The organism is Aquimarina algicola (assembly GCF_006443095.1).
GTDB lineage: Bacteria > Bacteroidota > Bacteroidia > Flavobacteriales > Flavobacteriaceae > Aquimarina > Aquimarina algicola.
This window is the reverse complement of sequence record NZ_VFWZ01000002.1, coordinates 1,356,574-1,369,347: the sequence shown is the minus strand read 5'-3', so window position 1 is coordinate 1,369,347 and position 12,774 is coordinate 1,356,574. Positions and strand designations below refer to the sequence as shown.

The window sequence follows — 12,774 nt, the reverse complement described above, 5'->3', positions numbered from 1 at the left end:
TGCACAGAACGATTAATAGGTTGTTCTTTTTTCATAGAAACTAATTTATAAAAAGTTTTCAATTTATTTTTTTGAAACTTTTGATTAAGGAAAATATAAAACTAAAACATGAAAGAATTTTTTAAAGCTATAGAGTCATTATTTGTTGATGTATTGTTTGCTCCTTTGGACTCCCTTAGAGCATTAGAATTAGAAAGTTGGTTTGCTGCCAATGGTATAAATTGGTTATTTATGCTAATTGGATTTGTTGCTTTCTTATATTGGATGAAAGAACTAAAGAAATTTAATGACAATAACGAAGAGGACAGAGATCCTACAGCTCATTCTTTTTTGAATTAAATTCGACCAAAAAACATATATAAAAAAGGCCGGTATGATCATACCGGCCTTTTTTGCACACTAAATTTTATTTTTAAAGATCAAAACCTAAATCTTTTCTATAATACATTTTATCAAAGTTTAGCTTTTCTATATTTTTATATGACTTGACAAGTGCTTGTTTAAAATCATCATCAAAAGAGGTCACTGCTATTACCCTACCTCCATTCGTTAATACTTTATTTCCCTCTAGTTTGGTCCCAGCATGAAAAACGATAGCATCTGTAATCGTCTCTATACCTGTAATTTCCTTTCCTTTTTCGTAAGCTTCCGGATATCCGCCTGAAACGGTCATTACAGTAGTTGCACTACGTTGATCGATTTCAAGTTGTACTTGGTTTAGCGTTTGATTTCCTACATGTTGAAATAGCGATACTAAATCTGTTTTTACTCTTGGTAAAACTGCTTCGGTCTCGGGATCACCCATTCTTACATTATATTCAATAACTTTTGGTTCTTCTCCAACTTTTATTAAACCGATAAAAATGAAACCTTTATAATCGATCTGTTCTTCTGCCAGACCATCTACTGTCGGTTTTATAATTTGTTTCTCAACTTTAGACATAAATGCTTCATCAGCAAAAGGGACTGGCGAGATTGCCCCCATACCACCGGTATTGAGTCCTGTGTCTCCTTCTCCTATCCTTTTATAATCTTTTGCAGTAGGTAGCGTGACATAATTTTTGCCATCTGTCAGTACAAAAACACTTAATTCTATACCATCTAGAAATTCTTCTACAACCACTTTTTCACTCGCTGCTCCAAATTTTTGATTGCTCAACATGTTTTCTAACTCAGTTTTTGCTTCTTCAAGATCATTGAGTATCAAAACTCCTTTTCCCGCAGCAAGCCCGTCTGCTTTTAAAACATAAGGAGGAGTAAGTGTTTCTAGAAATTGTTTTCCATTTTCTAATGTCTCGTTTGTAAAGCTTTGATAGGCTGCGGTTGGTATTTGGTGTCGTGACATAAATTCTTTTGCATACTCTTTGCTCCCTTCGAGTTTTGCTCCCTCTTGTGATGGACCGATAACTAAAACATCTTTGAGTTGATCATCAGAAGTAAAATAATCAACTATTCCTTGAACTAATGGATCTTCTGGACCTACTACCACCATTTTTATATTTTCTTGTATAACAAGGCTTTTAATGGCTTCAAAGTCTGTAACATTTATAGAGACATTTTTAGCAATACTTGCTGTTCCGGCATTACCAGGTGCTACAAATAATGTATCACAGATGTTGCTTTGAGCAATTTTGTATGCAAAGGTATGCTCTCTTCCTCCTGATCCGAGTACTAAAATGTTCATGGTTGTGTTTTCTATTGATTAAAACTCCTTAATTTTTTGGGGTCAAAAATAATTGATTAGATATTGTATTGCTATTGTTTTGATTAAAAACTTGTTCTAAGAGTTAGAATTTTGAAGAATGAATTCGGTAAAATTATTAGGATCTAAGCGTTTCGGATTATACGACTACTTAAAATACTTCTCTTCTTTAATAATAAAGGAGTAACAATCGAAAAAAATACAATACCATTGAACCTTACTAACATAGATTCAAACAAAAGAGAAATGAATAAAATAAGAAATACAGAGAATTCATTTCTACTTCTTTTCATTCGAAGTGCTAATAGAATAAAGATGTTTATCAAAATTGCAAAACCTACAATTCCTGTTTGCAAGAATGTTTGTAGAAATTGGTTATGTGCATTGTATTTATTTTTGTGATTTAATGTGTAGCCTAATTCTTTATATTTTTCTATTAAAACATGATTGGCATCCCCTACACCATATCCAAATATTGGTGCTTCTTTAATAAGTTTTAGACTGGCGTCCCATGCTAGTAATCTAGATTTTTCTGAAGTCGTATTTTCATATTCGGATGTGTTTTTAAAACCCTTTACCCTGTAATAAAAATCAGTAACTCTGGGATTATTTAAAAAGACGATCACACCTAGAAAAAAAACAATCATCATCATGTACTTTTTTTCTTTTTGATTGATATCGAATATCAACAATATTGACATGATTGTCAAAATAAGATAAGCTGCTATTGAAGCAAGCAAAAAAAGATATACAAACAAAAGAACCACTACAATCAGTTGTGATCTCGACTTTATTTTATTTTTTAAATAGTAACTTAATACTAAAAGGATGTAAATTGAAACGTAATTGGAGTTTACTAATTTAGAAAATGATAGTCCTGTAAAATAGTGATGCCACTGATTTTTAACCTCTTCTAGTAAGGAAAAAAAGTCTGTTACTTTATAATCATCTATCAGATAATATATCAAGTTATTAGATGCATACGCTATATTTATAAAAAATGAAATCACTACACCAACTAATAAAAAATCAAATAGCCTTCTTACTGTTGCGGCATCTTCTTTAACAAAAAGGAAAATGATTGGAAACAATAACAATGATAGGGATCTCTGAACTAAGCTAATACCATCAGAAAGGTTTTCTGTATATATTAAACCAATAGCCAAGATAACCACATAAAGAGGGAATAATAATAACGATTTTTCTAAAACAAGTTTTCTAGGGGATATAAAAATTATTACAATTCCAAAAACAATTGAAATTACAAAAAAGGGAGTTGGAAGGTTAATACCCAGTGGTAATAAAAAAAAAGCAATATAAAGACTATTCCAAAAGGTCATGACTACCCAATGATCTTCTTTATAAAACATATTGGAAGCTTTATTTATAACCTCTCTGAGTTGCAAACTTTTTTTAAATTTTTATTATAAACAGTTTACTATAATAGATTAGTATGCTTTTTCTTCACCTTTTATAGTATTTATAACTGTTAAGATTATTATTTTGATATCCAAAAGTAATGACCAGTTTTCGACATAGAAAATATCATATTTTACTCGATTTACAATGTCTAAGTTGGTTTCTATCTCTCCTCTAAATCCACTTACTTGCGCCAAACCTGTAATACCAGGCTTAACAAAGTGACGTACCATAAATTTATCTACACGTTGTGCAAATTCTTCATTATGTTTAACCATGTGAGGTCTTGGTCCTACTACAGACATATCACCCTTGAGCACATTTAAAAATTGTGGTAATTCATCTATACTTGTTCGTCTGATAAACTTACCAACCCTAGTTACTCTGGCATCTCCTTTTGTCGCTTGATTGTGACTTGTACTAGGCTTCATAGATCTGTATTTGAAACAATAAAACTCTCTATAGTCTAACCCGTTACGCTTTTGTTTAAAAAAAACCGGACCTCTTGATTCTAATTGAATTAATAATGCAATTAGTGGAGTCAGCCAAGATAAGATTCCTACCAAAACAATCGTTGCTAGAATAATGTCAAAGCTTCTCTTTGCAAACTTGTTAATAGAATCATCTAATGGTATTTCTCTAAAAGACAATATTGGTATATACCCATAATAATTAAAGACTAGTTTTTTAGTAAAAATATCTTTATTATCGGGTATAAACTTTAATATTTTAAGATTATTCTCTGTGAAATTAACAATATCTCTTAATTGATTATTTGTCAATTCTGCAACCGAACAATACACTTCATCAATATCATTATCAATAATATAATCAAAGCATCGATCCCATTCAAAATCTTCTTCTTTAACACAAAATTTCTTTTGAAATCTATAGCCAGATTCTGGTTTTTCTGAAAAAAACTTGATTAATTGTTCTGTCTTTTTGTTATTTCCAATGATGACAACTTTTCTAATGTTACCGCCAAAAACGCCTCTATATTTGGATAAGAAATATAAGAACAGAAACTTAAAGAATGTTACCAGAACTAGGATGGATAAAAAATATTTACCCATTTCTAATCTACTAATATTGGATTGTTTGAAAAAGCCTATAAATGCATAAAGAATAAGTGCAAAAATTAGGAACTGTCTTATAATAGAAGCCAAAACCTGCACAACTCTAGAAAATCGCTTTATATCATAAAATTTATTTTTTATAGAAAGGACAATCCAAAAAATTGATATGTAAAAAGAAAAAAGTAGTTTTTGATCAATATTCGTTTGAAAAAAAGCAACAATACTGTTCAATAAAAATAAATCTATTAACCCAAAAAGAGGTTTTATATATATAGAATATCTACCTGCTCTACTATTCATTAATATTAATTTTTCAAGAAGTTTCTATGTTCACTCCTTGCAAGTTCTTCTTTAGAAAACTTTTTAAAGTATTCTAATGTTTTACTCATACCTTCAGTTCGTTTTATTTTTGCTTCCCAATTCAATATCTTTCTTGCTTTAGAAATATCGGGTTGCCTTTGTAGAGGATCATTAATGGGTAATTCTTTGTAAATGATCTTTTGTGTAGTATTTGTAAGCTTAATAATTTCTTCTGCAAATTCTTTTATAGTAATTTCATCTGGATTACCAATATTTATAGGGTATATATAGTCACTAAATAATAGTTTATAAACTCCCTCTACCAAATCATCTACATAGCAAAAAGAACGAGTCTGAGAGCCATCTCCAAACACTGTTAGGTCCTCTCCTCTCAAAGCCTGACCAATAAAGGCTGGGACAACTCTACCATCGTTAAGCCGCATTCTAGGACCATAAGTATTAAAAATTCTAACAATTCTGGTTTCTAATCCATGATATGTATGATAAGCCATTGTAATAGATTCCTGAAATCGTTTGGCTTCGTCATAAACCCCTCTAGGACCGATTGTATTTACATTTCCGTAGTAATCTTCATTTTGTGGATGAACTAAAGGGTCTCCATAAACTTCACTAGTTGACGCAATAAGAATCCTTGCTTTTTTTTCTTTGGCAAGACCAAGCAAGTTATGTGTTCCTAGTGAACCAACCTTTAATGTTTGGATAGGAATCTTCAAATAATCAATTGGACTTGCAGGAGAAGCAAAATGAAGTATGTAATCTAAATCACCGGGTATATGAACAAACTTTGTTACATCATGATGATAAAATTCAAAGTTTTGTAGCTTAAAAAGATGTTCTATATTTTTTAAATCTCCGGTAATCAAATTATCCATACCGATAACTCGAAAACCTTCTTTTATAAAACGATCACAAAGGTGTGAACCCAAAAACCCTGCTGCTCCTGTAATTAGAACTTTTTGCATTTTATATTTTTACATCTTTTCTTCCTATTGAGTAATAAGAAATCCCTTCATTTTCAACATCTTGAATATCATAAAGGTTTCTTCCATCAAAGATAACATTATTAGAAAGACTTTTTTTGACTTTACCAAAATCTGGTGTTCTAAAAATACTCCACTCTGTACATATTATTAATGCATCTGCACCGTCTAAGGTATCATACATGCTTTTTGAAAAAGTTATATGATCAGAATATTTACGTGCAACATTATCCATAGCTTCAGGATCAAAAGCAGTTATTTCTGCGCCTTCTTTTAATAACTCGTCGATAAGATATAAAGCAGGAGCTTCTCTTATGTCATCTGTTTCTGGTTTAAATGCTAATCCCCATACAGCAAACTTTTTATCTTTTAGCTGGTGATTGAAAAAAGCTTGTATTTTTGGCAGAAGAATTGTTTTTTGCTTTTGATTTACATCAATTACAGCATCAAGAATTTGAAAATCATAATCTACTTCTCTTCCTGATTTGTGTAATGCCTTAACATCTTTTGGAAAACAAGACCCTCCGTAACCAATTCCGGGAAATAAAAATCTTTTCCCGATTCTAGAATCCGTTCCCATACCACGTCTTACCATATCTACATCAGCACCTACTTTTTCACAATAATTGGCAATTTCATTCATAAATGTAATTTTGGTTGCCAAAAAAGAATTCGCAGCATACTTAGTAAGTTCTGCAGATTTTTCATCCATTACAATAATTGGATTACCGGATCTAACAAATGGTTTATATAACTTTTTCATAAGTTCAATTGCTTTTTCAGAACTTGAACCTATAACAATTCGTTCAGGTTTTAGAAAGTCATCTACTGCAAAACCTTCTCTAAGAAATTCTGGATTGGAAACTACATCAAAGTCACATTTTGCATTTTTTTGGATAACCTCTTTTACTTTTTCAGAAGTGCCAACAGGAACTGTGCTTTTATCTACGATAACCTTATACTCACTAATCTTTTTTCCAATATCATCTGCTACCCCCAATACATAAGATAGGTCTGCCGAACCATCTTCGTCCTCAGGAGTAGGAAGTGCGAGAAAAATAATCTCTCCATACTGTAATCCTTCTTCTAGAGAAGTTGTAAAGTTCAATCTTTTTGCTTTTAAATTCCTATCAAAAAGCACATCCAAATGAGGTTCATAGATAGGTACTTCACCATCTTTCATTTTTTGTACTTTCTCTGCATCAATATCAACACAAACTACTTCATTTCCTGTTTCTGCCAAACAGGTTCCTGTTACTAAACCTACATACCCTGTTCCTATTACTGATATTTTCATTGTTTATTTTATTTTTTAATCTAACATTTTAAAAATAAGAGATAATCTATATATGAGTAAAAAATAGTATTCTAATTTAATTTCAAGAATTACAAGCATTGAAAACAAACTAGTTTACTTATAAATTGATTAAAACCCATCGATTATACTTATTAGTTTTTCATTAAATATTTGATTGTTTGATTTAAATGTTTCTAATTTAATTTCTTCGATTTTATTGATCTTATCTTGAAAATCACTGAGATCATTATTTAATCCGATTATTAATTTTTTCTCAACAAACGCATTTAAAATTTCTATTTGATGATCATCAATATGTTCACCAAAACTGGATTGCCTTGCTGCTACAATTATTTTTTTTCTTTTTTTGAGACAACTGATTATTGATCCGGTTCCAGCATGTGAAATAACAAAACTGGATTCTGTGATATAATTATCAAAATCCTCTTTCCCTAAAAAATTAACGGTTTCGAATAAATCACTTTTAAAGTTTGTTTCTCCAATTTGAGCTACAACTTGTTCGTTGATAATGTTATCTCTAATACTAGCCTCCAATTTCTCTAAAAGTCTATTGAATTGAAAGTTTTGGTTTCCTAAGGTTACAAAAATCATATTTTCAGTATATAGATCCAAAGAATATTGATTTTGGATAAATCTTTTTTAAATCTTCCCATTGGACTATAAAAACATCTGCGAAGTAATAACATACTTTTCCTGTTAATGTTTTTGAATCTATCCGAGAAAACGTCTCTATAAATATTACCTTTTTTCCAAAAACTTTAGCCAACAGACACATAGGAATAACACATCCTGCTCCTGTCGTTACTATAATATTTGGTTTTATCCTTAAAAAAAAAACAATAGAAAGTAATGTACACTTTAAGTAATTAATCAAAAAAAGTATAATGTTTTTTCTCGATATGTACGGTAAATAGTTTATGTTTTTATAGTTTTTCTGTAATTTTTCTGTAGAAGAATTTCGTTCTGTAACTATATAAGAATCATAATTGTTTATCACTTTCTGTAAACTTAAAAGCTGTTCTAAATGACCTCCCAAACTTGATATAAACAACACTTTTTTCATCTTCAAATTCAACTATTATAGGTGCTCAAAGATAAGTTATTCAATTTGTTTTAAGGAATATTCCATAAACTTTTGAATACCTCTCTCATTACAATGCATCCCATCATAAAAAAAGGACTCATCCATATCTAATTTTTGAGGATTAAAAGAACCTGTTAATTTAATATTATGCTCAACAGAGTATCTTATAATTTCATTCTCAACTTCTAGTACTGCCTGATATTCTTTATGTATTTTTTCATATACGTGTGGGTGATATGGAAATACATAAAACTCAACTTCTATATTATTTTGCCTAATATCTTTTATAAGTTTATCAAACTCTTCCCAGATTTTGCTAGAAATAGAGCTAAAGCCTTCAATACTATAAATTTTTCCTAAGACATATGACTTGGCTTTTCTATCAACTTCGTCTTTATCTCTTTCTCGATAGTCTTTACCATAGACCAAAGAACCATCTAAAAGCTTAGTTGCATTATCATTATACTTTTTTGTAGTTTCTTTAAGCTCATTGCTACCCGTAATCGAGCCTATTAAATTCAATAGTGACTCTTGAAAATATGAGAATGATATGAGTTCTTTATATTTGGCTATGTCTAAATCTATTTTGTCAGAATCTCCATGAAATTTTTTATAATACTGCTCAATTGATTTCCAACGTATTTGCCCATTATTCTCATTAAACAACCATGGATCTATTCCAATAATAATTTTTTTAGGGTTTTTATTATTTACCTTATTTATCTCATAAATTGCAAGTATATCTTCTATACTTGCACCACTAACAGAATTATTATATAATATTTTATTTGGAAAATACTCTGAATTGATCATCATGGTTCTACTGGAACCCAATATGATTATATCAGGATTATAGTTTAATGTTGTAATCAGTTCTTTTTGGAAGACTCTTTCATCATAATTAGAGATATTAGTAATATTTTTTTTCTTTTCGATAATACTAACCATCTTCTTTTCATATTTACTATCAAAAATATGTGCTGCATCACCAAAATAATTTACACTGACTAAGGCTATTAGAACAGGCAACACAAATAATACAACCTTTGAAATAAAATACTTCATAAACTAAAATTGAAAATATATAAACTGATTTTCTTCAAAACTGCCAAAAAAGATTATCATAAATACTAAAACATAGTATAGCAGGTATTTAAATTTCCTCTTCTTTCCCAAGGTTTCAATAGCATATTCTCTATCTCTTCCATTCCATTCTACAAAAACAAAAAAGATGATTAAAATAATAACCATCAAGGCTTCTTTCATATTGGCAAAATTTGGAACAACAAATAATGATCTAGAGAAAATGGTTAAAATATAATCAAAAGCATGCTCTATATTGTTAGCCCTAAAAAAAATCCAACCAAAAACCGTTAGGCAAAATGTAATTAGAATTGATAGCAGTTCCCTTAATGAAGGGAAAGTTCTACCATAAGCTACAACATTTAAATTATTACGATTATTGTTGGTTAATAATAATGGTAAAAAATAAAGAGCATTCAATAACCCCCAAAAAATAAAAGTCCAATTCGCCCCATGCCAAAAGCCACTTACGATAAATATTATAAAAGTATTCCTTATTTTCCCTAAAGTACCTCTCCTACTACCACCAAGAGGTATATAGAGATAATCTCTAAACCAGGTAGAAAGTGAAATATGCCATCTTCTCCAAAATTCTGCAATATCTCTAGAAAAGTAAGGGAAGGCAAAGTTCTTTGTTAGTTTGAACCCAAAAAGACGTGATGTACCTATTGCAATATCAGAATAACCAGAAAAATCACCATATATCTGAAATGTAAAAAATACTGCTCCAAGTACTAGAGTACTTCCTGAGTAATCATCTGAATTATTAAAAATCAAATTTGCAAATTTTGCACAATTATCAGCAATCACTACTTTTTTAAACAAACCCCAGAGAATTTGCTTTAACCCATCAACAGCATCATTGTAATTAAAATTTCTTCCAATATAAAATTGAGGTAATAAATCTTTAGCTCGTTCAATAGGACCAGCAACTAACTGAGGGAAAAAGCTCACAAAAGCTGCAAAAGCTATAAAATCATTGGTTGGCTCGAGTTTTTTATTGTAGACATCAATAGTATAACTTAATGTTTGAAAAGTATAAAAACTGATCCCAACAGGTAAAATTAAATCTAAAGAAGCAATTTCAATTCTAGAACCAAATAATGAGAAGGCTTCAATAAAATTAGTAAGGAAAAAATTATAATATTTGAAAAAACCAAGAAAACCAAGATTAGCAATAATACTTATCCATAAAAAAAGTTTTCTCCTACTATTTTGAGTTTCTTTTTTCAGTGCCAAACCGATAGAGAAATCTATTAATGTACTCAAAATGATTAGGCTCAAAAATTTATAATCCCACCAACCATAGAATATATAACTTGCTCCTAAAATCAGTAAATTTTGAATCTTTAGATCTTTATTTAGCACTAACCAATAAAGAATAAATACTATAGGGAGAAATATTGCAAAATCAATAGAATTAAAAAGCATTTTAAATTTTAAATTAAAAACTATGTTTGTTATTACTTGACATTAACCCTTCTAAATCCGAACAAAAAATAGACTAAAAAGAAAGTAAAAAAGAAAATCCCATGGTGTCTTCTGAGTATTGACTCTATTAAAAACGAGTACAATACGAAAGCACAAAAACACAAAGAGGTAAAATTAAACTTATTTGGAATTGATTGAAAAATTAATAAGAATAAAAGTGATAAAATAATTACAATCAAGATTACTCCACCACCTATCAAATATTCAAAATATTGATTATGTGCATTATATTTATTTTTATACTCCCAACTTCTCGGGTTTCTTTTGGCTTGCATTATTTTTATTTCTTTACCAATACCATATCCAAAAATTGGAGCATCCATAAACAATTCTTTATTAATATTGTAATTTCTCATTCTTGATCCTTCTCCATCAATTTTTGAGAAAGCTTCTTGTACTTTAGGCATCGCTAAAAGAAACATTAAGATAAATGGCATTATTAAAATACCTGTTGAAAGAATAGATTTAATGTTTGACTTAAAATAGTAAAGTATAAGAAATAAATGGCTTATAAAAAAAAGTAAGAACCCATTCATGGATCCTGTATAATATAACATTATTGAGCAAAAACCAACACTTAAAGAAATGTACAAATACTTATACTTCTCTTTTTTATTATTAAAATAGTCAATAATAAAAACATATGATAGGCATAAAAATAGTGCATAATAAATTTTATGAATATCAATTACTGCATAAGTATGCCATGAGTTGAATAATTGATCAAATTTTTGCGCTCCAGATGACAAAATGAAAGAAAACATATTTATTGTACCAACTATAAAAACACCAAAAGAGAATGCTAAGGGTATGATTTTATATGTTTTTTCATCGATCTTTGTATAATTCCATAAAAAGAAAAAGAGTAGTAATAATCCTAATAGGATATAAATATGACCATCCCAGTCCTGAGCAATAAAAGCCATGTTGAACAATACATATAAAAGTAAAGACACTGTCAATTTAAAAAAAGGAGTTTTTAAACTTTTATTATTTAGTTCTATATTAAAAAGCCCCAAAACACTTGTTAATATTAACGCTTTACTACTCCAGTCTTCTGAAAAACTAAGACTAAAGGCCAATATACAAAGACTATACTGAAACAGTTTCTTCTTCATCTTTTTTATAAAAATTTAATCCAACCAAAAACATGACTAATCCCAAACAATAAGGAGAATACGCTTCTTCTTGATAAATGCCTTGTAAAAAAAGTACAATAGCCAGAATTCTTAAAACTTTGACATGTGTTGTTTTCGATTTTAGTTTAATGAATAATATTTTTATAACCTCTATAAAGTAAAAAATATAAATAAAAGAACTTATTCCTAAGCTAGAAAACAACACACCGTAAACACTCTCACTACCATTCTGAAATCTTGTCCAATATCCTAAATCAGGTAGAGGGTTTCCTCGCCAGCTGGTAAATAAAGAATCTGATAAATTACCTGCAAAACCTAGACCGTTTCCAAGAGAAAGAAGATATGTGCTACCAGAAACGAAACCAACAATATGTTCATTTCTTTTCTCATATCCCAAATAAATAATCATAATATTTATGATCAGATAGAATGTTAGTGCTAAGCCTGTAGATAAATTGGATTTGTAAAATAAAAAATATAGCAGTATTGAAAAAAATAAAACTAAGACTGCTCCTTTTGAATTTATAGCTATAGCAACAAGTAAAAAAATAAAGAACAATCTAATTTTTTTATTCGGCCAATAAAAGTAAACTCCTAAAATGGTTAAAAAATATCCTAGAGAAATCATACTTTTTATCAAAGATCCTATCCTATAAGACCTAATATCAAACCATGAAATATTAAATAACCTTTTTCCCTTGTAATATTCTAACAATCCACTCCAACTATCAATTCCTCGTTTAATACTAAAATAGCTTAAATCATTCAGCAAACGACTTGTTAATAATGGAAAAAGAAATTGTAGCAAAGTAAATATTGTACAGATTACGAATATTACCTTTAAGTTTTTGTTGATAAAGTCAATTGACAATTTTTTGGTAAAATAAATACCTACAAGTAAATATAAAATAGGTATTAAGAAAAGCCTTAGGTATTGAGCACTATTTAAAAACCCATAATGTATCGTACCAAATATAGAGTATGCAATAAGGATAAGTATTATCAATATTGTTTTCTTAAAAAAGAATTTACTAAAATATTCAGAACTACTTTTAAACATGAATAACGTTAATAAACATGGTAAAAGAAAATTAATCCCATGTAATATTTTAAATTCGGCCGGAGTAGATATTATTCCTGAAAAGAAAGCTATATAGGTAT

General features: G+C 29.3%; 12 protein-coding genes. 1 reads left to right on the top strand and 11 read right to left on the bottom strand.

Going from position 1 to position 12,774, the window contains the following annotated elements:
* Positions 1–108 precede the first annotated feature (108 nt).
* On the top strand, positions 109–339 hold the full coding sequence (locus FHK87_RS09990) for a DUF6341 family protein (RefSeq protein ID WP_140592533.1): 231 nt from the start codon (positions 109–111) through the stop codon (positions 337–339).
* A gap of 73 nt (positions 340–412) precedes the next feature.
* On the opposite strand, the gene purD is transcribed toward FHK87_RS09990, so the two are convergent.
* From purD to FHK87_RS09935, 11 genes are all read right to left on the bottom strand, one after another.
* Complete coding sequence (gene purD, locus FHK87_RS09985) at positions 413–1,684, bottom strand: phosphoribosylamine--glycine ligase (protein WP_140592532.1); 1,272 nt, start codon at positions 1,682–1,684, stop codon at positions 413–415.
* A gap of 143 nt (positions 1,685–1,827) precedes the next feature.
* Entirely contained in the window at positions 1,828–3,072 is a 1,245-nt protein-coding gene (locus tag FHK87_RS09980) for an O-antigen ligase family protein (protein WP_140592531.1), read from the bottom strand.
* A gap of 78 nt (positions 3,073–3,150) precedes the next feature.
* Positions 3,151–4,497 carry an undecaprenyl-phosphate glucose phosphotransferase gene (locus FHK87_RS09975; protein WP_140592530.1) on the bottom strand — a complete coding sequence of 449 codons (1,347 nt, stop codon included), beginning with the start codon at positions 4,495–4,497 and terminating at the stop codon, positions 3,151–3,153.
* A 5-nt stretch (positions 4,498–4,502) separates the two neighbouring features.
* Complete coding sequence (locus tag FHK87_RS09970; protein WP_140592529.1) at positions 4,503–5,480, bottom strand: UDP-glucuronic acid decarboxylase family protein; 978 nt, start codon at positions 5,478–5,480, stop codon at positions 4,503–4,505.
* 1 nt (position 5,481) lies between these two features.
* A complete protein-coding gene (locus FHK87_RS09965; protein WP_140592528.1) occupies positions 5,482–6,795 on the bottom strand; it encodes a UDP-glucose dehydrogenase family protein in 1,314 nt (437 codons plus the stop codon).
* 129 nt (positions 6,796–6,924) lie between these two features.
* Entirely contained in the window at positions 6,925–7,428 is a 504-nt protein-coding gene (gene pssE, locus FHK87_RS09960) for a PssE/Cps14G family polysaccharide biosynthesis glycosyltransferase (protein WP_140592527.1), read from the bottom strand.
* Complete coding sequence (gene pssD / locus FHK87_RS09955; RefSeq protein ID WP_140592526.1) at positions 7,412–7,879, bottom strand: PssD/Cps14F family polysaccharide biosynthesis glycosyltransferase; 468 nt, start codon at positions 7,877–7,879, stop codon at positions 7,412–7,414. Before pssD ends, pssE begins: the two co-directional genes overlap by 17 nt.
* Positions 7,880–7,915: 36 nt before the next feature.
* Positions 7,916–8,965 (bottom strand): hypothetical protein, encoded by a 1,050-nt coding sequence (locus FHK87_RS09950; RefSeq protein ID WP_140592525.1) that lies wholly within the window; start codon positions 8,963–8,965, stop codon positions 7,916–7,918.
* 3 nt (positions 8,966–8,968) lie between these two features.
* Positions 8,969–10,414, bottom strand: coding sequence for an MBOAT family O-acyltransferase (locus tag FHK87_RS09945; protein WP_140592524.1), 1,446 nt, complete (start codon positions 10,412–10,414; stop codon positions 8,969–8,971).
* Between the two features lie 32 nt (positions 10,415–10,446).
* On the bottom strand, positions 10,447–11,592 hold the full coding sequence (locus FHK87_RS09940) for an O-antigen ligase family protein (protein WP_140592523.1): 1,146 nt from the start codon (positions 11,590–11,592) through the stop codon (positions 10,447–10,449).
* Entirely contained in the window at positions 11,567–12,022 is a 456-nt protein-coding gene (locus FHK87_RS09935) for a hypothetical protein (protein WP_140592522.1), read from the bottom strand. Before FHK87_RS09935 ends, FHK87_RS09940 begins: the two co-directional genes overlap by 26 nt.
* Positions 12,023–12,774: the final 752 nt, after the last annotated feature.